This window comes from Pectobacterium aquaticum (assembly GCF_003382565.3).
Classification (GTDB): domain Bacteria; phylum Pseudomonadota; class Gammaproteobacteria; order Enterobacterales; family Enterobacteriaceae; genus Pectobacterium; species Pectobacterium aquaticum.
This window is the reverse complement of sequence record NZ_CP086253.1, coordinates 138,943-164,126: the sequence shown is the minus strand read 5'-3', so window position 1 is coordinate 164,126 and position 25,184 is coordinate 138,943. Positions and strand designations below refer to the sequence as shown.

The following is a 25,184-nucleotide window of genomic DNA, read 5'->3' as shown; positions in this document are numbered from 1 at the left end:
ATGAGGCCGCTCCTTTTCCCGATCGACAATAGACAGGTATTTATGAAACGTGAATTAGCCATCGAGTTCTCGCGCGTCACCGAAGCAGCCGCGCTGGCAGGCTATAAGTGGTTAGGCCGTGGCGACAAGAATGCCGCCGACAATGCGGCCGTACAGGCAATGCGCATCATGCTGAATCAGGTCAATATCAACGGTCAGATTGTCATCGGTGAAGGGGAAATCGACGAAGCGCCTATGCTGTTCATCGGCGAGCAGGTCGGTACCGGTCAGGGCGATGCCGTCGACATTGCCGTCGATCCGATTGAAGGCACACGGATGACGGCAATGGGTCAAGCGAACGCGCTGGCCGTGTTGGCCGTTGGCGAAAAAGGCACGTTTTTGCACGCGCCAGATATGTACATGGAAAAGCTGATTGTCGGCCCCGAGGCAAAAGGCGTGATTGACCTCAACCTGCCGCTGGCAGACAACCTGCGTAATGTCGCGCTGAAGCTGGGTAAACCGCTAAGCCAATTAACGGTGACTATACTCGCTAAACCGCGCCACGATACCTGTATCGTGGACATGCAGCAGTTGGGTGTGAAAGTGTTCGCGATCCCAGACGGCGACGTTGCGGCATCCATCCTCACCTGCATGCCAGACAGCGAAGTTGACGTGCTGTACGGCATCGGCGGAGCACCGGAAGGCGTGATTTCAGCGGCCGTTATTCGCGCACTTGATGGCGATATGCAGGGACGTTTGCTGGCACGTCATCAGGTCAAAGGCGATAGCGCTGAAAACCGCCGCATCGGTGAAGATGAGCTGGCACGCTGCCGCCAAATGGGCATCGAAGCCGGTGGCGTCCTCAAGCTTGATGACATGGCGCGCAACGATAACGTGATTTTCTCTGCAACCGGCATCACCAAAGGTGATTTGCTGGACGGGATCGCGCGTAAAGGCAACATGGCTACCACAGAAACACTGCTGATCCGCGGCAAATCCCGCACGATCCGCCGGATTAAATCGACGCACTATCTGGATCGTAAGGATCGTATGCTGCACAAGTTCCTGCTGTAATTGAAGCAACAAACTTCATGACTATCTATCTGCGGATCGCAAAAGACCCTGACAAAGTGGTTGATATTAGGGAGATAATCACTGCCTATGAGGTCTACCTGACAGTACACCATAAATTTCGGCCTAGAAATTCATCTGGTATCATGTTAGATGCGAACGCGACGTGGATACTAGCTCGCGACTACAGGACAGAAGAGATAAAGATGGTTACATGTCCTCACTGCGATAGTCATTTCATTTCGCCATATGATGATATGCCAAAGCATAAGTGTCCGTTTTGCGAAGGTTGAATAGGTAAAATAAAACATTACAAGGGAAATCGTGATGAAGCTAAACACACTAACAATTGGTTTACTGACGGCTGTAACCGTGCTGAGCGGGTGTGCCAGCAATCAGCCTCCCATTCCTGTGGATCAGAATCCGTCTACAGCGCTGAAGTTCGCTCGGGCAATGGATTTGATGGTCATCACCGATGAAGGGGATGACTACCTCATTTATAACCAGCTCGCAGACAGCAACCATATCTACCCATTAGAAAAACCTGTCCGTGCCGGGCAAGCAGGTAAAACCCAAAAGGCAGGGAACGGGATGGCTGATGCGATTGCCGGGCTGGTTACGAATACGACGGTCGTTCCATTAATTGGTTTGTTAACAGCTCGTGGGCCAAATGTAGTAATGGATGGTGTTCCGCGTATTGGTTCATGGACTAGTGATGACGAGTATAAAGACGGTAAGAAAATTTACGATATCGTACAAACAATCTTGCCAAAAATGGATGGTTACAAAACAACCAAGACCTGCCTTGAGGGAGGAATAAATGTTTTTTATATGAATAAACATCGAGGCACTAATGGTAAGCCGGTGGATCTCAGCCCTGAACGCCTGCCAAGACCACCAATTGACACGGCTTCAATGTTAAAACCGTTTGGTTTAACCCAATGCTTCTTTAATATCGCATCAAAACCATCAAACCAAAATCTGATGATTGATATGAGTGTGAAACTGGGTGATAAACGCGCCCTGTTTATTCCGGGTTATGATAGCCACCAGCCGTATATCTACCATAACGGGAATGTTCTGCCCTTTAAAAAAGGCTGACCGATATACGGAAAAAAACCCTCCGAAGCGCTGAGGGATTCCCATAAATCAGTGCTAATAAAGCAACACCATACTTCGATAAGTGTTGGCGAGGAGGTACGGTGCTCAGCACCGTTCTTAACATTAGCGGAAAGTGTCGCAGGACATTCTCCGCTAATGTCAGGTACGATATGACATGCCGCGATTTCAGACTGTTGGCCTGATATCTAAGATGTTTCAGCGTCATATCCCAAAAGTCAGAGCACTGTTCTCTTCATGCTAAGTCGTAGCACACGCCCGACATAGGGGGCTACGCCAGCCCCTATGAACCCCGGCTTTTGGCGGAACATTCGCGCTTCAAAACCCAGACAGGAAAAATGGCCTCACGGCCTTTTGCCTTAATCAGAAAGCAGCAGAAAATGACATTTAAAATCAGAAAGTAACTTCAAAGCAAGAGTTGAACCGCGCTCGGGTGAAGTCGATACACAGGAAACTAAATTATTAAACTCAACCACCAGCAATGTGATGGTTCATTTGGATAAACAACAAAGCCCGTCATCACGGGCTATATGTGAGGTTTATTTTCCGAGGAAACCAGAAATAGAAGAGGTAGCAGTGGCTGCTTTTGCCTCACTGAGAAGTTTCTCCCAGTCATCTGGCGGATCGCCCGCTTTTAACATTCCTGAAAACACCTTATAGGCGTCTGTCTTTGAACCGTAAGCGCGAAGTGTCTCAAAATCATTTACCCAACCGATAATGATGGTCTTATGCTCCGCACTGCAACGATAGAACAAACGAAACTGCGACAAGAACTTTGCGCGGAACCAATGTTTGAATTCATCGCCTAGAGTGTCTCCCTGACGGTATTGCGCGTTAAGGGGATCGGCTGCTATCCATTCCTCAATCACACGCTCAATCGCATGTAGGAGCTTTGTTTCCTTCTTGCCAAGGTATTCACCGGGTTTTGCAGCCTTTAGCTCAACAACCTTTTGAGTAAGTTCTGCTATTTGCAGCAAAAAGCATGAATGAAAGAAGACTTTCCAACCATTTACTTCTAAATACTCCATGTCTCACCGCCTTGCTTTTTTAGTTAGTCATCAGTAAGCGGCGCGTCTAAATCGACCTCAACTCCAGCAGTTAATGCTTTGATGCTTTCCCAGAACACTACCGGTACGGGATAAATGTTCTGTGGGTTTTTCTTCATGTCGTTTTCGAGAAAAGCCAGAAACTGCGATATAACTGGGTCGTCCTGTTCTTCTTCCTGTCGGGACATGATGACTTTGCCGCCTGCAAGTAAGGTGTACTTAATGTACTCACCTGGCTTGAGATGCAAAGCATCGCGTATTGCTGCCGGAATCGTTGTCTGGCTGCGTTCGGTGAGTCGAGACTCCGCGCGCAGTGACACGTCCGCTGTATTAATGTGAATAGTCATTGATTAAACCCTCTTGTATTTATTCCCACTTCTTCATTCGCCGGGAATATGTTCATGCCATGTCCCCAGAAACTCCCATACTGCGGAGCCATCGGTTTGCTAAACCGCTGGGGTTTCTCCTCTTAAGTTTAAGTCGCATGAGTTGCGATTGCCCGGATGAGCACAGCAATTATAATGCATCTGCATTGTGAAATGCAAATGCATTAATCTAACTAAAAACAGGCTTTAAACCGACAGTGGCTCAAAGAGGGGGATAATCCAGCGCCGAAGCGGTTTTTTTTATTTATGACCTCGTGCTTACTTAACTCTCATTTTATCACCAAGCGTCTCTTTAGTGCCTTTAACATCGACACCATCGACTCCGCTCTGAAAACGTTCTGCTGACCACCGATCGGCTGACTGATTGTTTCACAGTTGTTAATAAATGGCGTATCGTAGATGCTCGACTTACATGCAAAAATAGCAGCGTCTAATGCAAGCTACAGGAGCAGAAAAATATGGCTGAATGGGTGACAGGCAAGGTAGTTCAGGTAGAAAACTGGACAGAAAGTCTGTTTAGCATTCGGGTTCACGCGCCCACCGATGCATTCACTGCCGGGCAGTATGGCAAACTGGCGCTGGAGATTGATGGCGAGAAGGTGCAGCGCGCTTATTCCTACGTGAATGCGCCCAGCGATCCCACGCTTGAGTTCTATCTGGTGACGGTGCCAGAAGGTAAGCTCAGCCCGCATCTGCATGCGCTTCAGCCCGGTTCAGACGTCCTGATCGTCAAAGAGGCTGCCGGCTTTTTCGTACTGGAAGAAGTGCCTGATTGTGAAACGCTGTGGATGCTGGCAACAGGGACGGGCATTGGCCCTTATCTGTCGATTCTTCAGGAAGGCAAGGGTCTGGAGCGTTTTAAGAATATTGTGCTGGTGCACGCCGCCCGCTTCTCACGCGATCTGAGCTATCTGCCGCTGATGCAGCAATTACAGCAGCGCTACCACGGTCAACTGCGTATTCAAACGGTCGTCAGTCGGGAAGAAGAAACGGGCTCGCTGACGGGCCGCATTCCCCAGCTTATCAGCAGCGGTACGCTGGAAGCCGCCGTGGGCCTGCCGATGGATGCAGCAACCAGCCACGTCATGCTGTGCGGTAACCCGCAGATGGTACGCGACACTCAGCTGTTGCTGAAAGAAGAACGTCAGATGACCAAGCACCTGCGCCGCAGGCCCGGCCATATGACCGCCGAAAACTATTGGTAAACCGCGTTTTATACCAACTAGCGGCGGAAACGAAACGGCTCCGCCGCTGCCCCAAAGCGGTTTTCTCCTTTTGTCCCCAGAAAAACGCCGCAGTCGAGCAGCGTCATCACGACAATCAGGATAGGCAAGAAACGGCCAATGCCCCACTGCCAGATGGGCGAGAACATCGTCCAATTCCCCGAAACCAACATCCACGCCACCACGAGCAGAAGCGCCCACCAGCCGCTCTTATTACGGTCATGCAGCCGTTTCACCATGATCGCCGCCGTCGGCCACAGTAATACCACCAAACCAAACGCCGTCGATTGCGTATCCAGCCAGCTTTGGCCAGATAGCGTAAACAGCACCGCCATCAATGCGACCCAAATCGCCATCCAAAGCCAGAAATCACGACGACCGACTCGGCCTTTAAACGAGAAGCACCACTGCTGTAATGTCATTAACGATAACGCCCTGAATTGTCGGCCTCTCTGGCCGAATTAATCTGTATTTTACGCTGGCTGATTTTACCTCAACCGAGACAGTTGCCCGCAATCTTTACGCGATTTTTGTCAGCCACGTGTGATTTCTCACAACGACGTACTATGTTTGACAACAACGTATTATGTTTGACAACGACGTACTATTTTTGACAACAACGCACAAATGCCGTTTTAATCAAACGTATTCCGCCGTTAGCGGCCTGGACATCTTCTGCAGTGGTTGACCCGAATCCCTATGACACGAAAACGCATCGCTTCACTTTTGGTTTTATCATCGCTAGTGCTGTACCAGACTCACGCAGGAGCCGATCCGACGTTCCCGCCTAAAACCTCAGCCAATGCGCCGTATCTGCTGGCTGGAGCCCCCACCTTCGATCAAACCATCACGCAGTTTCGTTCTCGCTATAATCTGAGTAATCCGACGCTGCCGATCGGGGAATTTAGGGTTGTCGACACCGGTAATATCACCAGCATCTTGACCCGCGCCGCCAGCCGGATCAACGACAACCTCTATGCCTCAACCGCGTTGGAAAAAGGCACCGGGAAAATCAAAACGCTGCAAATTACCTGGCTACCGCAACCGCAAAGTGAACAAGAAACCGCAGTGCGTCGTAAGCAGGCCATCGACTATATGGCTGCGCTGGCGCGCACATTCGCACCGTCACTGACGGAAGAACAGAGTGTGAAAAAAGTCACAGGACTGCTGGAAAAAGGCAAGGGACAGCGCTTTTATCAGCAAACGGAAGGAGCTTTGCGTTATGTTGTTGCAGATGATGGTGAAAAAGGGCTAACTTTTGCTGTTGAACCGATTAAGCTAACGCTATCTGAACCGTGATCAACACGGTAATTAATGACGAAAAACAGAGCCACGGTCACATTTCGTCTCTATACTGTGGGCAGGTCATATTGCCTAACGGCAGTAAAATTTATGCATCGGTTCATTAACACCTTGATTTACTAACATATTGATTCATTCGCGATTCCGGCTGGAGGAAAAAAGATGCGACATCCATTAGTTATGGGTAACTGGAAGCTGAACGGCAGCACTAACATGGTCAACGAACTGATCGCGGGTCTGCGTAAAGAGCTCAGCACCGTTGACGGCTGTGGCGTAGCGATTGCACCACCGGCTATCTACCTCGATCAAGCTAATCACCAACTGGCCGGCAGCCGCATTGCGCTGGGCGCGCAGAACGTTGACGTGAACCTTTCCGGCGCTTTCACCGGCGAAACGTCTGCCGAGATGCTGAAAGACATCGGCGCGAAATACATCATCATCGGACACTCTGAGCGCCGAACCTACCACAAAGAAAGCGATGAATTCATTGCGAAGAAATTTGGCGTGCTGAAAAATGTCGGTCTGATTCCGGTGCTGTGCATTGGCGAAACCGAAGCAGAAAACGAAGCGGGCCAGACGGAAGCCGTCTGTGCACGTCAACTGGACGCTGTGCTGAATACACTGGGCGCGAAAGCATTTGAAAACACCGTTATCGCCTACGAACCTGTATGGGCCATCGGTACCGGCAAATCTGCAACCCCAGCACAGGCTCAGGCGGTTCACAAATTCATCCGTGATCACATCGCTAAGCAAGATGCAGCTGTTGCTGAGCAAGTGATCATCCAGTACGGCGGTTCGGTGAATGCGGCGAATGCCGCCGAGCTGTTCACCCAGCCGGACATCGACGGCGCGCTGGTTGGCGGTGCATCACTGAAAGCTGACGCCTTTGCTGTCATCGTGAAAGCGGCAGCCGACGCTAAACGCGGCTAAGCGTTGACAGAAAACGGACGGACATCTGTTCGTCCAATGAAAAAGCCGGTTCGTGCTGTCGCGCCAACCGGCTTTTTTTGATCTCATTCAACTATCAGCACCACTAGATTCACTGTCAGCTTGTCTGGCTATTTCTATACGTTTGACTTCATATTTATTGTAGCTACAATAAACAAATGAAAATTATATTCGACCCGATTAAGAATCAGAGTAATAAGCAAAAACACGGCGTTTACTTGGCCGATGCTAAATATCTTGATTGGGACCGAATGGTTGCCGCATCTGACTCTCTTGGTAACTACAGCGAAGACCGTTACATCGGTATCACTTACGGCCTTGCTTATCTCAACAACCGAATTTATGTCGTAGTATTTACTTACAGCGATGGAGACGACGAAGAAATTTACCGCATCATCAGTTTGCGGAAAGCCACTAAAGCGGAGGTGGAAAAATATGCCAAAACTTAAGCAGGGTACTATCCTCCCTACGGATGAGGAAGACCGTAAAATTCAGGAAGCTATCGCACAAGATCCTGATACACGCTCGCTTGAAGGTGAGAACGTGCAGCTTATGCCTTTCAGTAAATTGAAAGCAATGCGCAAACAGGGACGCCCCGTTAAACCTGCACCAAAAGTACAAGTCAGTATTCGATACTCACCGGAAGTTATCGCAGCTTTCAAAGCGACTGGTCGCGGTTGGCAAACCCGCATGGATGCAGCGATGGCGGATTGGCTTAAAAACCATTCCCCAAGCGACATCAAAATTTGATGCAACTTCTAAAACCAGCCTTTTACGCTAATCCTGATGAGATGATCCCCCTGTGAGCCGCATGCTAACAGGGGGAATAATCACGGCTAGCGTGATCGCCCACCGTCAGAGAATAGGAAACGTTACTTCGCCGCAGGGATTTGCTGCGTAATGCAGTGAATATTTCCCCCGCCCAGCAGGATTTCCCGCGCAGGCACGCCGCTAATCACGTAGCCAGGGAACATCTGTTGCAGCAGATCGCGTGCAACATCATCCGTCTTCTCATCCAGCAGCGGGAAAACAATCTGCTGGTTGCTGATCAGGAAATTCACATAAGAACCCGCCAGGCGGGAACCGGCAAGTCGTTCAACGGCATCGCCGCTGTCCACGCTCTGTGCTTCCTCTTTGGTTGCATACAGTGGACCGGGGGCAGGTAATTTCCAGATTTTCAACTGTCGACCCTGAGCATCTTTGGCCGTAGATAACACACGATAAGCGGCCATAGAGCGCACATACTGCGGATCGTTTTCATCATCCGTCCAGTGCAGCGCCACTTCGCCGGGGCGCACGAAGCAGCACATATTATCGATATGCCCGTCGGTTTCGTCGTTATACACGCCTTCTTCCAGCCAGATAACCGTCGAAATATCGAGGTAATCACGCATCAGCTGTTCGATTTCCGCCTTGCTTAAATGCGGGTTACGGTTCGGATTGAGCAAGCATTCTGCCGTGGTCAACAGGGTGCCTTCACCATCAACATGGATCGACCCACCTTCCAGAATCAGCGGCGCAGCATAGCGTGCGGCCTGATGATAGTCCAGCACCTGTGCCGCCACTTTCTCATCCTGACGCCAGTCTTCATACAGACCGCCCAGCTCGCCGCCCCAGGCGTTGAACTGCCAGTCGATACCCCGACGCTGACCGGCCTGATTCAGCACGATGGTTGGACCAGTGTCACGCATCCAGGCGTCGTCACTTTCCATTTCCACCAACGTGACGTTCACCGGCATCACTTTTTGCGCATCTGCCATGTAGCGTGCAGGCACGCCCATGATAACCGGCGTGTTCTGGGCGATGGCTTCCGCCACGCGCGCGAACGTTTTCTGCGCCGGAACACCCTGCTCGCGCCAGTTGTCGGTACGATACGGCCAAATCATCCACACGGCATCATGCGGTGCCCATTCGGCGGGCATCGCAAAGCCATCCTGCTGCGGCGTAGTGAGATGAGGAGTAGCTAACTGTGACATCACTTATCTCCCGGTCTTGCCGTCAGAGGTGGCAATCGTGCCGTACATTTCCGGGCGACGGTCGCGGAACAGGCCCCATGACGCACGCTGTGCCGCAATGGCTTCTAAATCAAATTCATGCACCAAAATCGCTTCATCCGTCTTATTGGCCTGTGCCAACAGCGCCCCCGTTTGGTCGGCAATGAAGGACGAGCCGTAGAACGTCATTTCCAGACCGTCGATGTATTTGCTGGCTTCTGTACCAATACGGTTGGATGCGATTACCGGCACCAGATTCGCGGCGGCGTGACCTTGCTGAACGCGGGTCCAGTGCGGCTGGCTGTCGATGTCTGGGTAAGCGGGTTCAGAACCAATCGCGGTCGGATAGAAAATCAGCTCGGCACCCTTCAACGCCAGGCTGCGTGCGGTTTCTGGGAACCACTGATCCCAGCAAATGCCCACGCCGATTTTTGCGTAGCGCGTCTGCCAGACTTTAAAACCGGTATCGCCCGGAATGAAGAATTGCTTCTCCTGGTACGCCGGGCCATTCGGAATGTGCGTTTTGCGATAAACATCCAGCACAGAACCGTCCGCGTCAATCATCACCAGCGAGTTGTAATAGGCGTTATTGGCACGCTCAAAGAAGCTCAACGGCAACACCACGTTCAGCTCCGCCGCCAGTGCGGAAAAATGCTTAATCAGCGGGCTGGTTTCCAGCTCCTGCGCCAGCGCATAGTGCTCTGGGCTTTGATCGATACAGAAATACGGTGCGGCAAACAGTTCCTGAATCAGGATAACCTGCGCGCCTTTTGCATGCGCTTGTCGCACCAGTTTTTCAGCGTTTTCGATATTCTTGGGCAGATCCCAGGAACACGCCATTTGTGTTGCGGCAACGGTAACTTTTTTCATGCGAAAACCTCAATAATCTCTATGTATACCCGCCCTTTCACGCCGGGCAGATATTGGCAAGTAAGCACTTTTCTCGGCAATGGGCGCTATCATGCATCGGCACCAACAGGCGCGCCCTTAACGAGTGTAGGCCAACACGCCGACTCATGTCCGACGGGAACGTTCCGTTAAGGTATTGACCGAAAATGACATACGCATTATGCCAGTTAATGACGAGACTTCACTATGCTGAAAATGAATGATCTGCGTGATGGATTCCACAGGAAAAATCGGCACGTAATTTGACGGCACCCTCAAAATCATCGGCTTTCTCTAATCAATAACAGCACTTGTTTTTGGTTATGACTCAAATACGTTGTAATGGTATTTTCGATATCGGTACCAATGATTTTTTCATGTAGTTCAAATGAACGGGTTCTGTCTGCTGACAATATCGGCACGGCACTTCGATAGTGACTGTCATAAAACGTATCCTTAAAAAAAGACTTTATAAAATTAACGCTTTTAAGTCACCACCTAATTATTTTCATCGCCGAAATATACGTGAGGAACGTGTGCAATAGCCATCACAAAGAGATTCGACACAACTTGAAAAAAATATAATCTGAATTTACATAACGAAATAAAAAATAATATTCATGCGAATTTCACTATCATTCCGTAAAATATATTAAATTTTATTATTTTTTACATAATTATTTTTTGTATTGTTGCATGTCATTTTTTGTTAAATGAAATTTAATTATTTTCAAGTTACAATTATTTTATATGTGCGTAATTTACACGTAGTAACCCATGTTAATAAAATGTACTAGTAAGAAGGTGGCGTGATCTGGGGGAAATAGCGAAAACCATGTTCTTGACTTTCTTTACAAAAAGAATAACTCACTGATAAATAATCATAAATTATTTATATCAGATGCTAATTTTTCATAACAATTGAAATTAATTGGACCAAAACTCACGCTCTGAAAGTGGTGACCGCTGATGAGTACCACCTACTATTTGAAAAATTACCTTCATATAGAATCACCTTCATATAAATAGTTTCTTACAGCGTTTTAATTGACTATCAATCTCAGGCATGGTCAGGTGTGGATAGTTACGATGTAGCTGAATCCTATCATACATATAAATACAGCAGGACCATGAAAATATACTGACATAGTCAACAAAAGCAAATTGGCCATGCAGTTAAACGGGTTGCAGTAATATATACTTCGCTGTTATGCCCACCACCGTATTACTCACTTATTAAAAGGTAAACCTTATGAAAGCGGTAAATTATAAACCAACCATCTGGACTCGTGCAGATGTCTTGAAAATTAATGAAAATGATCCAACTACCACACAACCCTTGGTTAGCCCTGATTTTCCAGTCATGAATAATAATATATTTATCTGGGACACCATGCCGCTGCGTACCTTGGAGGGTACTATAGTATCCATCAACGGCTGGTCTGTAATTTTAACCCTGACGGCTGACCGGCATCCGCATGATCCGCAGTATATTGATGGTCAAGGCAATTATGATATCAAGGCCGACTGGGAGGACCGGCATGGACGCGCACGGATGTGTTATTGGTATTCTCGAACCGGTAAAGACTGGATTTTCGGTGGCCGCGTGATGGCCGAAGGGGTTTCACCGACAGCTCGCGAATGGGCAGGGACGCCGATACTGCTGAATAGCGAGGGCGATATCGACCTTTATTATACATGCGTCACACCAGGCTCCACAATTGCCAAAGTCCGTGGTCGGATTGTGACGTCTGACGAGGGCGTTCAACTGTTGGACTTCAACGAGGTCAAGCGACTGTTCGAGGCGGATGGGGTTTATTACCAGACTGAAGCTCAGAATGCTACCTGGAACTTTCGTGATCCAAGCCCGTTTATCGATCCGAAGGACGGTAAATTATATATGGTGTTTGAAGGTAATGTGGCTGGCGATAGAGGTTCACATGTTGTAGGACCGGCTGAAGTAGGGCTAGTGCCACCAGGCTATGAATATGTAGGTGGTGCGCGCTTTCAGGTTGGTTGTATCGGTTTGGCTGTAGCTAAAGATCTAAAAGGCGATGAATGGGAGATTCTGCCGCCCCTAATCACAGCGGTTGGTGTCAATGACCAGACTGAACGCCCACACTATGTGTTTCAGGATGGAAAATATTACCTGTTCACAATCAGTCATAAGTTCACCTACGCCGACGGGTTGACTGGACCCGACGGGCTATACGGTTTTGTAAGTGACCGTTTGTTTGGCCCTTACACGCCCATGAATACTTCCGGTTTAATACTTGGTAACCCACCTAAGCAACCGTTCCAGACTTATTCACACTATATGATGCCGAATGGTTTGGTGACATCGTTTATCGATAGTGTCCCGACCAGCGGTCAAGATTTCCGTATCGGCGGTACCGAGGCGCCTACGGTAAAGATCATGCTAGAGGGCAATCGTTCTTTTGTGAGAGAAGTATTTGATTACGGTTATATCCCTGCGATGCAGAATATTTTGTTACATCAGTAATGTTCAATGCTAAACATTACTAGTAGGCTGGATGCGGATGCGCGGGTTATCCGCGAGCGGGATACCGCACGCACCGTAACGCGAACGCTGATCGGGGAAAACGAAGGTGACGACGCGCTGACCAGTACTTTCGTATACAGCTCTGCGCCGTCCGGCAACAGGTACAGTTGCCGGACGGCGCAGAGCTCACCCTTGCTCATGATGCCGCTGGGCGGGAAGCGTCCCGTTCAGGCAGTGCATTCGTCCAGCAGTTGGAATATGACGTGATGGGCAGGCTGACCCGTGACATGAGCTTTCAGCAGCAGGACGGGCGGTGTACTGGCCTATACATTTGGCCCCACACGGATGAAACCTGCTGTGAGTTATTGGCACGCCTTACACCATTTAACATCGGAATGATAACCCGCAATGAGTGGGGCAGTGATGCCAGAAAAGTGCCAAAGGATACGCATCTGACAGGCAAAATCTTCACTCAACGTATTGAGCGTAACAACCTGACATTGAGGACGCGCATTAAACGTCTGGCCCGAAAAACAATCGGCTTCGCACACTCGATTGAGTTACATGAGAAAGTCATCACAGCTTTCATTGTGAAATACATGTTCTACTAATTGGATTCATCACCACGTGGGATAAGATACAAGCCGCCCCGTACCAGGCGCGTGCTACGAGGTAGCATGAAAATAATGACATTAATTGCGCACCCTGTCTCTTCGTCCGCATAAAATGGACGAAGAGACAGAGTGCATCAGCTTTCTTAGGTCAGAAAAATTAAAACTAGAACAGTTTTTTCGCTGTATCCAGCCAGTCGCCTTTGAAAGGACGCTTCATGTTCTCAATGGCATCAACGATGTCGTGGTGCACCATTTTTTCATTCTGGATACCGACACAGCGGCCGCCGTAACCCTGCTGTAGCAGCTCAATAGAGTAGGCGCCCATGCGTGAGGCCAGAATACGGTCGTAGGCAACCGGCGAGCCGCCGCGCTGAATGTGGCCGAGTACGGTCGCACGGGTTTCGCGTCCCGTTTCTTTCTCAATGTATTTCGCGAGTTCATCGACATCGCACACCAGTTCGGTGATCGCCACAATCGCGTGTTTCTTGCCTTTCTCGATGCCCGCTTTAATTTCACAGACCAGATCTTCTGGGCTGAATGGCACTTCCGGCAGAACGATGAACTCACAGCCGCCGGCAATCGCCGCCGCCAGCGTCAGGTCACCGCAGTGGCGTCCCATGACTTCAACAATGGAAATACGCTGGTGTGAAGAGGAGGTATCGCGCAGGCGGTCAATCGCTTCCAGCACGGTTTCCAGCGCGGTAAAGTAACCGATAGTGTAGTCCGTACCCGCAACGTCGTTATCGATCGTGCCGGGCAAGCCGATACAAGGGAAACCCATTTCGGTCAGGCGCTTAGCCCCCATATAGGAACCGTCACCGCCGATAACGACCAGCGCATCCAGGCCGCGTCTTTTCATATTTTCCACGCAGACCTGGCGCACCGCTTCATCACGAAACTGCGGGAATCGCGCGGAACCCAGGAACGTGCCGCCACGGTTAATCACATCCGACACGCTGTAACGATCCAACTGCTCCATGCGATCTTCGTACAAGCCCTGATAACCATCATAAATGCCGTAAACTTCTAACCCTTCCGATAGTGCAGCGCGAACTACACCACGAATTGCCGCATTCATACCTGGTGCATCGCCACCGCTCGTCAACACTCCGATTCTTCTAATCATGACAACCTCTGGACTTGTAGATGTAATTTTGCAGGATTCTTCTATCGTAAATTCACCGCCGCCGTGAAACACGGCAGCAACGCCTTATTCTTTTATTAGCATATTATAACAAACACCCGAAGCTGAATTGATTCAGGTCAGGCTAAATTGTGCATAAATTTTCATGGCCTATCACGTTTTTAACATAAAATGCTGAAACCTAGCCGACTACGCCGTCAATCTGCCACGCTGATTTTCCGGCACGGCAGAAACCGGATCCTGATGGATAATAATATCGGCCCCCGGAAACTGTTCACGTAATGCCTGCTCCAGATCATCTGCAATTTGATGCGCCTGAACCAGCGGCAGCGTGTCATCCATTTCCAGATGCAGTTGAATAAAGCGCGTTGGGCCGGAACGTCGGGTACGCAACGCATGTGCGCCGCGAATGCCCGGCCAGTTCACAATCACCTCAGCAATCGCGCGATGCTCGTCCTCCGGCAGGGCGCGATCCAACAGCGACTGCACGGCGTCATACCCCATGCGTAACGCGCTATATAAAATATAGCCGCCAATACCCAATGCAAACAGGGAGTCGGCGCGCATAATACCTTTCCAACTGAGCGCCAGCGCCACCAGAATCGCACCGTTCATCAACAGGTCGGACTGATAATGCAGCATATCCGCACGCACCGCCTGACTGTGCGTACGCTTCACGACCCAGCGCTGGAACGCTACCAGCAGCAGCGTAGCCACCAGCGCAATGAGCGTCACCCACATGCCCACTTCCGGTGCGTGCAGCGTCTGGGGCTCCAGCGAATGTTGCAGCCCCATCAGAATCAGGAACAGCGCCGAGCCGGAGATAAACATGCTCTGCGCCAGCGCAGCCAGCGATTCCGCTTTACCGTGGCCGAATGCATGCTCAGTATCTGCGGGTTGCAGCGAATAGCGCACCACCAGCAGGTTCACCAGCGACGCGGCGATATCTACCAGCGAATCAACCAACGACGCCAACAGGCTTACCGAACCGGTATGCCACCAGGCAAACACTTTCATTATGAACAGTACCAGCGCTACGACCGTTGCGCTCACGGCTGCCAGCGTCACCAGACGTGCATAGTGTGGATTCATCATGCCCTCACGTAAAACGAATGCCCTTACAGAAAACGGAGACGTTGACAGAAACAAGGATCGCTTGGGTCATTGCCCGTATTCAGTTCGCCAATGATGTTTTTAACACACGGGCATAGCGGACAAACGTAAAAATACAGCACACGGTTGCCAGTATCGCCATCGCCGCACCCATGAAACCGATGTCGGGCAGGCCCAAATGGATAATCACCTGATTGCCCAGCAGCGCACCGCCGCCGATCCCAATGTTATAAATTCCTGAGTAGAGCGCCATCGCCACGTCGGTAGCATCCGATGCCAGCGTCAGCACCTTGACCTGCATTCCCAGACTCAGCGCCATAATGGCGATCCCCCAGACGACACACAGCGTCGACAGGCTCCAGCCGCTGAATGACAAAGGCAGCAGGAGTAGTAAACACACCGCCAGAAACGCGAACGAGACAATCAGGAAGCCTGCCGGATATTTGCCGCTGTAGCGGCTGAACAGCATGCTGCCAATGATGCCAGCACCACCAAAAATCAGCAGCAAGATGGTCGTGAAGTTTTCACTCAACAACGCCACTTTCTGGATAAACGGCTCAATATAACTGTAGGCGGTAAAATGCGCCGTAACGATCATGACGGTCAGGCCGTACACGCACAGCAGCGCCGGACGTTTAAGCAGGAGAGGCAAACTCTTCAACGAACCGGAATTACTGCTCGGCAGCACAGGCAGCAGTTTAATCAGACCCACCATAATCCCCGCAGCAATCAGGCCAATCAGAACGAACGTCACACGCCAGCCCAGATACTGCCCGACCACACGCCCCAGCGGTAACCCCAGCACCAGCGCCAGCGCCGTGCCGGTCGCCAGCAAGCTTAACGCTTGCGCTTTTTTGTCCGCAGGTGCCAAACGCACCACCAGCGATGCCGTAATCGACCAGAATATCGCGTGAGCCAGCGCCACGCCGATACGAGCGATTACCAACACCCAATAGTTCCAAGCCAGACCAGACAACACATTGCTGACGGCGAACAGGATAAAGATTTTGATCAGCAGGCTGCGTCGCTCCATATCGCTGGACATCAGCATGCAGGGCAGCGACATCAGCCCAACCACCCAAGCGTAAATCGTGATGATCAGCCCGACCTGCGCGGCGCTCATGGAAAAACTGGCAGCGATATCTGACAACAGCGCGACGGGGGCAAATTCAGCGGTGTTAAAAATGAAGGCCGCCAGAGAAAGGCTGACGACGCGTAACCAGGCGGTCGAACGGGAAGAACGGGTCATGGTATTGATATCAAAAGTTAAAATAAAAGAATGCGCCCCCTGTCGTGGCAGAGGCTAACGCGATGAAGCAATGGTACAGGGAAAGTATGACATCGCCGTGTAATCGGCGAGCGGCCAAGGGTGTTTCAGCGTGCTTTTATGAGGATGTCAGCCAAAAGCCTGAAGACAGGTAAGGGAACATTCATGAGCATCATTTTTTGGTGCTCACATTCTACGCGTTATATCTCATATTGTGCTGATTTTTTCGTGCCGAATTTTAGGCAAAAAAAGCCCTCCATCATGGAGGGCGAAAAGACAGGGATGGTGTCTATGGCAAGGAAAAACAGGGTGTGTACCTACTACACATGACTACTCGGACTGCACTACACTTACTACAGACTACTTACTACACTAGCGCTACTACTCGGGATTATCTGTCTCGGCCTGGCTTGTTATACCTGGTGCTGGCGCGGCCATCTGGCTCAACATCGATATCTGTTGCTGCATCTCTTTCATGCGTTGCTTATGCTTCAGCTCTAATATCTCTTTCTGCGCTGGCGTCAGCAGGTTATACATTTGGTTGCGCACTCGGGTCATCTGAATCTGACGCTCGAGCTGCACGCTCATCATTCGGGTTATCTGCGCTCGTACCGCCGCTTCATCAAACGTTTCTGCCGTCACCAGCTTATGCATGGCTTTAACATCTTCGGCATTAAACGTCGGCTTGTCCTGACGGCTCTGGTGCATCAAATCACGCATTTGCTGACGCTGTTGCTCAGTCAGCCTCACGCCATCGAACATACCTTGCTGGACGGATGTGCCTTTTGTGACGGAATCATCGATATGCCAGCCGCTCGCCGAGGCGTCTCCACTTTCTGCTGCAAAGGCGGTAAAAGTGCCTAACATAAGCAGTGAAGTAAGAGATAAGGTTGCGAACTGTTGCATCAATAACTCTCCAGAGCGGTACGTCATTTTGTGAATCACTGAACAGGAGTCTACGCATCTTGCTGCAAACATGCGTCAGAGGATGTAAAACTACGTAAAGTCATGGAATAGCGCTAATCTATGTCGTATTTTGCCCTTGGAGGTAGAGAAAACATGAATAAAATTCTGCTGGTTGATGACGATAGAGAGCTGACCGCTTTACTGAAAGAATTGCTCGAAATGGAAGGTTTTAACGTCGTTGTCGCCTATGACGGCGAGCAGGCGTTACAGATATTAGATAACACCATTGACCTGTTATTACTGGATGTGATGATGCCGAAGAAAAACGGTATCGATACATTAAAAGAACTACGACAGCAGCATCAAACGCCGGTCATTATGCTGACCGCCCGCGGCAGCGAATTAGACCGCGTTCTTGGTTTAGAACTGGGTGCCGATGATTATCTGCCAAAGCCTTTTAACGACCGGGAACTGGTGGCGCGGATTCGCGCAATTCTCCGCCGCTCCAACTGGACCGATCAACAGCAGGCGGGTGATAACAGCGCCCCGACGCTGGAAGTCGACAGCTTGCGTCTGAACCCCGGACGACAGGAAGCCAGCTTCGACGATATCGTACTGGACCTGACAGGCACCGAATTTACGCTGCTCTATCTGCTGGCACAGCGGCTGGGACAGGTAGTGTCCCGCGAACATTTAAGTCAGGAAGTGCTGGGGAAACGGCTGACACCGTTTGACCGCGCGATCGATATGCATATCTCGAACCTGCGGCGTAAGTTGCCAGAGCGCAGGGACGGTCTGCCTTGGTTTAAAACGCTGCGTGGACGAGGCTATTTGATGGTATCGGCTGCATGATCAATAGCTTGACCGCCCGTATTTTTGCCATTTTTTGGTTGACGCTGGCGCTGGTACTCATGCTGGTCCTGATGGTGCCTAAGCTGGACTCGCGCCAGCTTACCGCCTTGCTGGAGAACGAGCAGCGGCAGGGCATCATGCTGGAACAGCACATTGAAGCAGACCTTGCCAATACGCCAGCCAACGATCTGCGCTGGTGGTTACGGCTATTCTGGGTGCTGGAAAAGTGGGCTCCACCGGGGCAGCGCCTCCTGTTAGTCACCAGCGAAGGACGCGTGCTGGGTGCACAAAAGAATGAAATGCAGATCGTGCGCAACTTTATCGGGCTGTCAGATAACGCCGATCATCCACAAAAGAAAAACTATGGCCGTATTGAACTGCTTGGCCCCTTCTCTATTCGTGATGGTGAAGACAACTACCAACTTTACCTGAGCCGCCCCAGCAGCAGCCCACAGTCCGATTTCATCAGCCTGCTGTTTGACCGCCCTTTACTACTGCTGATCTTCACCATGCTGATCAGTTCACCGCTACTGCTCTGGCTTGCCTGGAGTCTGGCGAAACCCGCACGTAAGCTCAAACATGCTGCCGACGAAGTCGCCAAAGGCAATTTACGCCAGCGCCCTGAGCTGGAATCTGGTCCGCAGGAATTTCAGGCGACGGGCGTCAGCTTTAACCAGATGGTCAGCGCATTGGAGCGGATGGTCACCGCACAGCAACGCCTGCTGTCGGATATCTCCCATGAACTGCGTACGCCGCTGACACGCTTGCAGTTGGCAACGGCGCTGCTGCGTCGGCGTCAGGGTGAAGGCAATGAGCTGAACCGCATTGAAATGGAAACTCAGCGGCTCGACAGCATGATTAACGATCTGCTAGTGCTCTCACGTAATCAACACAAGAACGAACTGACCCGTGAGTTCCTGCGTGCCGATGAACTGTGGGGCAATGTACTGGATGATGCCGCCTTTGAAGCCGAGCAGATGGGGAAAACGCTGGAAGTGCCCTATCCTCCGGGGCCGTGGACGCTCTTTGGCAACACCGCCTCGCTCGACAGTGCGCTGGAAAATATCGTGCGCAACGCGCTGCGTTATTCTCACAACCACATCGAAGTGGCCTTCTCAGTGGATAATCAGGGCATCACCATTAAAGTGGATGACGATGGCCCCGGCGTGAGCCCGGAAGATCGCGAGCAGATTTTCCGTCCCTTCTACCGTACGGATGAAGCGCGTGACCGCGAATCCGGCGGCAGCGGTTTAGGGCTCGCCATCGTGGAAACCGCCATTACACAGCACAAAGGCTGGGTAAAAGCGGAAGACAGTCCACTGGGTGGATTGCGTCTGATCATCTGGCTGCCACTGCATCAGCGGTAAATCAGGCAGGCACGTTCCCTACTGCCGACGTTTACTTCTATAACACGCTCTCAGGTGCCCGACATGGGCACCTGTCACTTTCTGTTTATCTTCTAACGGTTATACTGCATTGAGTTTTTTCGGCGATTGCGTAGAGTGATCGTCACTCATGCCGAAAACAGGCAAGACACGTGTTGAATGAAGGATACAAACCATGAAAGGAGTAACGCTGCTGGCTGGCGTACTGACCGCGCTAATGAGCAGTCAGGCATTCAGTTCCAGCGATGGAGTGTGCGGCTTTTCCGACTCGGAATGTGGCGTGTCTGCCCTGCCCTATTTGCAGCCGGGCAACGACACGCGTGCTAACCTGATGTTGCTGCAAAGCCGTCTCCACAAGATGTCGCTTCCGTTACCCCATCCTTTACCCGATCAAACGCGTTCACGTATCGACCCTTTTACGGCCTACCGAGTCATGGGGATTGCCGCCACAGAAGGGGTTCCATCTTCCGATTCTGGGGAAGATGTCACGGCTGATGCGCCCTACCTTTCAACGCTGAATAAAGCGAAGCAGCTTAACCTCTCTTCAGCCGTTCAGGGCACGATCTCCACGTTTTCGCCTGACGATAACGAAGGTCGCCATATTTCCAATGCGCTTTCCACGCTGGAAGCGTTTTTCGACGTCCTGCGGGCTGACACACCGCTCACCCATGAACAGCGCACACTGCTGGCACATCAGCGGGTGAATCTTCTCAGCCCGTTGTATACCAAAGAGGCGCTGAACAAAGGTCTTGCAAGCCTGCCGGGTGAAGGACATGCCGGCGCACTCACTCAGTATCTGTTCGCGGCGCTGGCGTTTTATCAGGGCCACTTCGATGAGGCGGAAAGCGGCTTTCAGGCGCTAACATCTTCACCACAGCCGTGGGTCGCGGAAACCTCGCGCTATATGTTGATTCGCGTAGCGATCAATAAAGCGATGGAAAACGCGCTTGATGAATACAATATGTTCGATGCCAGTAAAGCCGATAAAGCGGCTGCACAGCTTGCCATTCAGCATATTGGCGACTATCTGAAACAGTATCCAGACGGGCAATACATCGAGTCCGCTAACGGGCTGTATCGCCGTGCTTACTGGATTATGGACGATATGAATGCCTTAGCGACAACGTACCAACACGAGCTGGACAACACCGCCGACGTCGAAGCACTCCTTGAATTGAGCGACGAGATCGACAACAAGCTGCTGGAAAATCGGCAATTCACCAGCGCGCCGGGCAGCCCGCCGTTGACGATGGTGCAAGACCTCAAACGCTTGCGTTCAGATGACGGCTGGCTGGCATTACCCGCCTTATCCGCTGACGAGTTGGCCGCGCAGAAACCGCTGTTTGCGCAAGACAACATGCAGGATGCGTTCAGCTACCTTCAGGCAGCACAGCTGTTTTATGGTCAAAAAGATTACGCTGCCGTGGTTAACAGCGTTCCCGCGACACAGGCGAACGATCTGACTGATACTGTGCGTTTCAGCCTGCAAGTCTTACGCGGTCGGGCGCTGGTGCGTCTGGAGCGCTGGGATGAGGCGGAAGCGCATTGGCGTCAACTCTTAACACGCAATATGGGGTACACGCAAAATCAGTTCCTGCAACTGGCGCTGGCGGAAACGTTGGTCAAGGCAGGTCATCCAGAGCGGATCTTTGCCGCCGACAGCCCAGTGAAAAATCTGCGTTTCCGTTCCGCCGTGCTGAAAATTAGTGCCAACGCCGAGCTGCTGCGTCAGCAAACGGGCCCGCAGCAAACCCATGAAGAACGGGCTATCGCACTGCATACGTTGTTAACCAAGTCGCTGACCCACGGTGATTACGCCAGCTATCTCAAAGATGTTCAGTTGAGGAAAGACATTGCGCCGCTCGTCAGCAGCGAAAATCAAAGCTGGAATCAGGAAGATTTAACAGCATTTGACTGGGACGGCAGCGATACCGAAGAAGACTACCAATGCCCGGCGCTGAATGACGTGGTCGAGACGCTGAATCAACGCCCCAATGATGCTCGTTCGATTAACTGCCTCGGCGAGTTTTTCCTGCGCACCAATAACAGTGTGGGCTTCGACTGGGGAGAAGGCAGCATGTTGAGTGGACTCACCAACGCGCCAACGCAGTTCGTCGGCACCGAATATAACCGTTTGGATGGGTATATGCGGGTGATTGCCGACCCAAAAGCGCCGCCGGAAGACAAAACCTATGCCCTGTATCGCGCGGTTAACTGCTATGCGCCAAGCGGCTATAACGACTGTGGTCCGCAGGACATCAGCAAGGCAACCCGCAAAGCCTGGTTTACCCAACTGAAAACCAAGTACAAAGGCAGCGTGTGGGCAGACAAGCTCGATTATTACTGGTAACGCCGTTAATCGTGTTGGCCGGCCTGTTCTCGTTCTGTTCGCAGGCCGCTTCCGTTAACGCAGTCACTTCAGCCATCAACACGGCCCCCCCCATCGTCGACGCAACGCGCTATCAGAATTTCTGGCTGTGGGCGGCGGTGCGGCCCCAGCCGATTCTGCATCAGGCACAGACGCTGTATCTGCATCAGGGCGAAGTGGCGCGCCGCCAAGGCAAGGTCGTGTTCCTGCGTCAGGGGATCCCGCCCAGCCAGTTGCGCGTTAACCGCGTCTGGCTGGCTTTCCGCATGACCACGCTGGAGCTTTCCGATCGCCACCTGAACCGGATACTAAAGTTACGGGAAAAGTGGCAGAGTCAGGGCAATCAAGTGGTTGGGATTCAGATCGATTTTGACGCGAAAAGCTATCAGTTAGCAGGCTATGTCGCGTTTCTGACGCAATTACGCGAGCGTTTACCCGAAGATTGTCAGCTCAGTATTACAGGGCTGCTCGATTGGTCGAAAACCGGTGATGTTGCGGCGTTGAACCGCTTACAGGGCAAGCTGGATGAAGTGGTGGTGCAGATCTATCAGGGGCGCAGCACCATTACCAATTACGCAGAGTACCTGCCTGCACTGATGAAGCTGACCCTGCCGTTCCGGGTCGGGTTGGTGCAACACGGCAAGTGGGAACCGCAGTGGCAGCAGCGCCTTGCCACTTCACCGTATTATCGCGGGGAAGTGGTGTTTCTGGTGAATCCACCCCTGAAAAAATCCGCCAATGGCAGGCTGTAGCAAGCAACAGCTATAGGCAGCCGCCGAAGCCATTTTGCCGCCAGGCTTCATAGCTAATTATCGCCACGGCATTCGACAGATTCAGGCTACGGTTATTAGACTGCATGGGAATGCGGATACGGAAATCTGATTCAAAGCCGTTGCGAATCTCGTCTGGCAGACCGGACGTTTCCGATCCAAACAGCAATACATCACCTGGCTGGTAGCTCGGTTGGTCATACGGGCGGCTGCCTTTGGTGGTACAGGCGAAGATGCGTTTGCCGGGAACCGCAGCCAGAAAATCCTGATAGTTTTTATGACGGCTGACGTTCGCCAGATCGTGATAATCCAGCCCTGCGCGGCGCAGCTTTTTCTCTTCAAAATCAAACCCAAGTGGTTCAATCAAATGAAGTGTACAGCCGTTGTTGGCCGCCAGTCGGATAATATTGCCAGTGTTCGGTGCAATTTGAGGCTCATAGAGCGCGATATGGAACATGAGATAGCGTCAACCACGAAGAAAAATTCCGCCGCAGTATAACGCATTCCCACAGGGCAGCCCAAAACCTGTGCACGCAGGATTGCGGATTACTCTGCACGACGTTTTCATCCACAACGATTACACTTAAGTAAATACATCAGGATAATGTGCTGATGAAAACACGATGCGGGCATGTATACCCTAAATAATTCGAGTTGCGTGAAGGCGGCAACCGGGCGAATCCCCAGGAGCTTACTCAGGTAAGTGACTGGGGTGAGTAAGGGCGGCCAACGCACAAGCAGCTTGAAGTATGACGGGTATAGCCTGCGTGGAGGTTTAATGAAACACCCTAAGACACTATTGGCCTGTGCTGCCCTGCTAAGCCTGCCGCTTCTGGCAAGCGCTAACACGACGCAAGCACCGACGCCTCAGCAGCAATTTGAGAGTGGTATCAGCAGCCAGAAACAGTTGCAGCAAAATATGCAGCAGAACCAGAAATTACAGCAACAGCAGTTGAATCAGCAGCTCCAACAGCGCAATCAGCAGTTGCAGCAACAGCGCCAGCAGCAGCTACAGAAGGATTTAGATCGCTCGCAGAAAACCACACCACCGCCGCCGATTAAACAGAATCCCTGATTCGATGGCGGCCTTATAGCCGCACACCCATCAGCGTCAGAATCAACGGCGTGGTTAATGCCGCCATCGCCGTTGATAGCAATAGGCTTGATGCCACCGGGCCACCCAGTACATCGAACTGGCGCGACATCAGATAGACGTTGACGCCCACCGCCATCGACCCCAGCAGCACGACCGCACGCGTTTCCATTTCCGGCAGGCCGAGTGCAATCGCAATCCCCCAGATCACCAGCGGCTGAACCAGTAGCTTGATCGTGCAAATCGCCGTACTGATCTGCCAGCCATCACGCACGCGGTATTCCGCCAGTCCCATTCCCAGTGCCACCAGCGACAGCGGCGCGGCAATCTGTCCCAGCATGGCAAGCGGCTGATCGACATACGACGGCAGCGGCAGACCCGTCAGACTGAATAAGGTCCCGGACAGAATGCCGATAATCAGCGGGTTCTTCAGCACGCCCAGCGCGGTTTTGGTAAAGCCCTGTAGCGACAGCGCGCCGTTACGCGCCCATTCCACCGACACCGTCACCAGCGTCCACAAAATAAGCCCGTTGAACACGACGACCAGCGCGACAGACGGAATCGCCTTTTCGCCCAGCATCAGCGTGGCAATCGGCAGCCCCAGCATCACGTTGTTGGAGAAGATACCGCTCAGCGCAAACAGCGAGCCAGAGACGCCATCGAGATGAAAGACCTTGCGCGCCACGATGCGGCCTAAGACAAACACCAGCAGGCAGCCGCCAAAAAAGGCGATCAGCAGTCGGGCATCCACCACCGGACGTTTGGAAAAATCCGACATCAGGCGGAATAGCATCGCGGGCATGGCGACGGAGAAGACAAAGCGTGTCATGCCGTCGGTCACAGTGGTCGGCCATTTACCATAGCGAATCAGGCTATAGCCGAGTGCGATAAGAACAAAGAGGGGTAACGACAGAAAAATCTGGTGCCAAAGCGAAACAATAAATGCGGGCATGACGCCACTTCCTTATTACCGGCACCAAGTCAGAAAGAGGATCCGTTATTACGGAGATATACCCTAAATAATTCGAGTTGCGTGACAAAACGTTAGCGTTTTGAACAACGCTATGCGTTGACCCTTTAGGGCAAGGCCCATTTATGGCCTTGTAATGCGGCAACTGCGAGAATCCCCAGGAGCTTACTCAGGTAAGTGACTGGGGTGAGCAAAGGCAGCCAACGCACAAGCAGCTTGAAGTATGACGGGTATAAGGCAGAC

The 25,184-nt window shown here is 51.5% G+C and carries 26 protein-coding genes and 2 pseudogenes; 16 read left to right on the top strand and 12 right to left on the bottom strand.

Annotated features, from left to right (window positions below):
* Positions 1-42: 42 nt before the first annotated feature.
* The 3 genes from glpX to DMB82_RS00715 are packed head-to-tail and all read left to right on the top strand — an operon-like array spanning position 43 to position 2,151.
* Positions 43-1,053: a class II fructose-bisphosphatase gene (gene glpX / locus DMB82_RS00720; RefSeq protein WP_116164095.1), complete on the top strand. Its 1,011-nt coding sequence runs from the start codon at positions 43-45 to the stop codon at positions 1,051-1,053.
* A gap of 17 nt (positions 1,054-1,070) precedes the next feature.
* The gene (locus DMB82_RS20740) at positions 1,071-1,343 is read left to right on the top strand and encodes a FlhC family transcriptional regulator (protein WP_116164093.1); all 273 of its coding nucleotides are present in this window, start codon (positions 1,071-1,073) and stop codon (positions 1,341-1,343) included.
* Positions 1,344-1,377: 34 nt separating this feature from the next.
* On the top strand, positions 1,378-2,151 hold the full coding sequence (locus DMB82_RS00715) for a hypothetical protein (protein WP_116164091.1): 774 nt from the start codon (positions 1,378-1,380) through the stop codon (positions 2,149-2,151).
* Positions 2,152-2,205: 54 nt separating this feature from the next.
* On the opposite strand, the pseudogene DMB82_RS00710 reads toward DMB82_RS00715, so the two are convergent.
* The 3 genes and pseudogenes from DMB82_RS00710 to DMB82_RS00700 form a co-directional block, all read right to left on the bottom strand.
* Positions 2,206-2,365: pseudogene (locus tag DMB82_RS00710) on the bottom strand (IS4 family transposase); the annotation flags it as partial.
* A 343-nt stretch (positions 2,366-2,708) separates the two neighbouring features.
* Positions 2,709-3,197, bottom strand: coding sequence for a type II toxin-antitoxin system YhaV family toxin (locus DMB82_RS00705; RefSeq protein WP_116164089.1), 489 nt, complete (start codon positions 3,195-3,197; stop codon positions 2,709-2,711).
* 23 nt (positions 3,198-3,220) lie between these two features.
* Positions 3,221-3,562 (bottom strand): type II toxin-antitoxin system PrlF family antitoxin, encoded by a 342-nt coding sequence (locus DMB82_RS00700; protein ID WP_116164087.1) that lies wholly within the window; start codon positions 3,560-3,562, stop codon positions 3,221-3,223.
* A gap of 497 nt (positions 3,563-4,059) precedes the next feature.
* Here DMB82_RS00700 and fpr point away from each other — a divergent pair, with 497 nt between their 5' ends.
* Positions 4,060-4,806, top strand: coding sequence for a ferredoxin--NADP(+) reductase (gene fpr, locus DMB82_RS00695; protein ID WP_010281538.1), 747 nt, complete (start codon positions 4,060-4,062; stop codon positions 4,804-4,806).
* 17 nt (positions 4,807-4,823) lie between these two features.
* Here fpr and DMB82_RS00690 read toward each other — a convergent pair whose 3' ends face one another.
* Positions 4,824-5,246: a DUF805 domain-containing protein gene (locus DMB82_RS00690; protein ID WP_102118157.1), complete on the bottom strand. Its 423-nt coding sequence runs from the start codon at positions 5,244-5,246 to the stop codon at positions 4,824-4,826.
* Positions 5,247-5,523: 277 nt separating this feature from the next.
* Between DMB82_RS00690 and DMB82_RS00685 the strand changes: the two genes are divergently transcribed.
* The 4 genes from DMB82_RS00685 (at position 5,524) to DMB82_RS00670 (ending at position 7,824) form a co-directional block, all read left to right on the top strand.
* Entirely contained in the window at positions 5,524-6,123 is a 600-nt protein-coding gene (locus DMB82_RS00685) for a YiiQ family protein (RefSeq protein ID WP_102118156.1), read from the top strand.
* A gap of 165 nt (positions 6,124-6,288) precedes the next feature.
* Positions 6,289-7,056, top strand: coding sequence for a triose-phosphate isomerase (gene tpiA / locus DMB82_RS00680; protein ID WP_116155942.1), 768 nt, complete (start codon positions 6,289-6,291; stop codon positions 7,054-7,056).
* 236 nt (positions 7,057-7,292) lie between these two features.
* On the top strand, positions 7,293-7,523 hold the full coding sequence (locus DMB82_RS00675) for a BrnT family toxin (protein WP_072037288.1): 231 nt from the start codon (positions 7,293-7,295) through the stop codon (positions 7,521-7,523).
* Positions 7,510-7,824 (top strand): BrnA antitoxin family protein, encoded by a 315-nt coding sequence (locus tag DMB82_RS00670; protein WP_102118154.1) that lies wholly within the window; start codon positions 7,510-7,512, stop codon positions 7,822-7,824. The genes DMB82_RS00675 and DMB82_RS00670 overlap by 14 nt, the downstream gene beginning before the upstream one ends.
* 122 nt (positions 7,825-7,946) lie before the next feature.
* Here the strand turns inward: DMB82_RS00670 and aguA are convergent, their stop codons facing one another.
* Together aguA and aguB are read right to left on the bottom strand one after the other, a co-directional pair.
* Positions 7,947-9,050, bottom strand: a complete 1,104-nt coding sequence (gene aguA, locus DMB82_RS00665; protein WP_116164085.1) for an agmatine deiminase — start codon at positions 9,048-9,050, stop codon at positions 7,947-7,949.
* Positions 9,051-9,053: 3 nt separating this feature from the next.
* Positions 9,054-9,938 carry an N-carbamoylputrescine amidase gene (gene aguB, locus DMB82_RS00660; RefSeq protein WP_116164083.1) on the bottom strand — a complete coding sequence of 295 codons (885 nt, stop codon included), beginning with the start codon at positions 9,936-9,938 and terminating at the stop codon, positions 9,054-9,056.
* A 1,270-nt stretch (positions 9,939-11,208) separates the two neighbouring features.
* On the opposite strand from aguB, the gene DMB82_RS00655 reads away from it, so the two are divergent.
* The 3 genes and pseudogenes from DMB82_RS00655 to DMB82_RS00645 all read left to right on the top strand — a co-directional run.
* Entirely contained in the window at positions 11,209-12,459 is a 1,251-nt protein-coding gene (locus DMB82_RS00655; protein ID WP_102118151.1) for a glycoside hydrolase family 68 protein, read from the top strand.
* A 6-nt stretch (positions 12,460-12,465) separates the two neighbouring features.
* Positions 12,466-12,726 carry a hypothetical protein gene (locus DMB82_RS00650; RefSeq protein WP_228400029.1) on the top strand — a complete coding sequence of 87 codons (261 nt, stop codon included), beginning with the start codon at positions 12,466-12,468 and terminating at the stop codon, positions 12,724-12,726.
* A 24-nt stretch (positions 12,727-12,750) separates the two neighbouring features.
* Positions 12,751-13,070, top strand: a pseudogene (locus DMB82_RS00645) (IS1 family transposase); the annotation flags it as partial.
* 166 nt (positions 13,071-13,236) lie between these two features.
* Here the strand turns inward: DMB82_RS00645 and pfkA are convergent.
* The 4 genes from pfkA to cpxP all read right to left on the bottom strand — a co-directional run bounded on the left by pfkA (position 13,237) and on the right by cpxP (position 17,503).
* Entirely contained in the window at positions 13,237-14,199 is a 963-nt protein-coding gene (gene pfkA, locus DMB82_RS00640; RefSeq protein WP_102118188.1) for a 6-phosphofructokinase, read from the bottom strand.
* Positions 14,200-14,406: 207 nt separating this feature from the next.
* Positions 14,407-15,309 carry a CDF family cation-efflux transporter FieF gene (gene fieF / locus DMB82_RS00635; RefSeq protein WP_116164081.1) on the bottom strand — a complete coding sequence of 301 codons (903 nt, stop codon included), beginning with the start codon at positions 15,307-15,309 and terminating at the stop codon, positions 14,407-14,409.
* Between the two features lie 82 nt (positions 15,310-15,391).
* Positions 15,392-16,579: a sugar transporter gene (locus tag DMB82_RS00630; protein ID WP_102118149.1), complete on the bottom strand. Its 1,188-nt coding sequence runs from the start codon at positions 16,577-16,579 to the stop codon at positions 15,392-15,394.
* Positions 16,580-16,978: 399 nt separating this feature from the next.
* Positions 16,979-17,503, bottom strand: a complete 525-nt coding sequence (gene cpxP, locus DMB82_RS00625) for a cell-envelope stress modulator CpxP (protein WP_102118148.1) — start codon at positions 17,501-17,503, stop codon at positions 16,979-16,981.
* Between the two features lie 153 nt (positions 17,504-17,656).
* On the opposite strand from cpxP, the gene cpxR reads away from it, so the two are divergent.
* From cpxR to DMB82_RS00605, 4 genes are all read left to right on the top strand, one after another.
* Entirely contained in the window at positions 17,657-18,355 is a 699-nt protein-coding gene (cpxR, locus tag DMB82_RS00620) for an envelope stress response regulator transcription factor CpxR (RefSeq protein WP_102118147.1), read from the top strand.
* Positions 18,352-19,722, top strand: a complete 1,371-nt coding sequence (gene cpxA / locus DMB82_RS00615; RefSeq protein WP_102118146.1) for an envelope stress sensor histidine kinase CpxA — start codon at positions 18,352-18,354, stop codon at positions 19,720-19,722. The genes cpxR and cpxA overlap by 4 nt, the downstream gene beginning before the upstream one ends.
* Positions 19,723-19,915: 193 nt before the next feature.
* On the top strand, positions 19,916-22,090 hold the full coding sequence (locus DMB82_RS00610) for a PA5441 family protein (RefSeq protein WP_116164079.1): 2,175 nt from the start codon (positions 19,916-19,918) through the stop codon (positions 22,088-22,090).
* On the top strand, positions 22,060-22,860 hold the full coding sequence (locus DMB82_RS00605) for a DUF3142 domain-containing protein (RefSeq protein ID WP_116164077.1): 801 nt from the start codon (positions 22,060-22,062) through the stop codon (positions 22,858-22,860). Before DMB82_RS00610 ends, DMB82_RS00605 begins: the two co-directional genes overlap by 31 nt.
* A 10-nt stretch (positions 22,861-22,870) precedes the next feature.
* On the opposite strand, the gene DMB82_RS00600 is transcribed toward DMB82_RS00605, so the two are convergent.
* Positions 22,871-23,335, bottom strand: coding sequence for a tRNA (cytidine(34)-2'-O)-methyltransferase (locus DMB82_RS00600; RefSeq protein WP_039363418.1), 465 nt, complete (start codon positions 23,333-23,335; stop codon positions 22,871-22,873).
* A gap of 321 nt (positions 23,336-23,656) precedes the next feature.
* Here DMB82_RS00600 and DMB82_RS00595 point away from each other — a divergent pair, with 321 nt between their 5' ends.
* Entirely contained in the window at positions 23,657-23,953 is a 297-nt protein-coding gene (locus tag DMB82_RS00595; protein ID WP_116164075.1) for a hypothetical protein, read from the top strand.
* Between the two features lie 13 nt (positions 23,954-23,966).
* On the opposite strand, the gene DMB82_RS00590 is transcribed toward DMB82_RS00595, so the two are convergent.
* Complete coding sequence (locus DMB82_RS00590) at positions 23,967-24,923, bottom strand: AEC family transporter (protein WP_116164073.1); 957 nt, start codon at positions 24,921-24,923, stop codon at positions 23,967-23,969.
* Between the last annotated feature and the right edge of the window lie 261 nt (positions 24,924-25,184).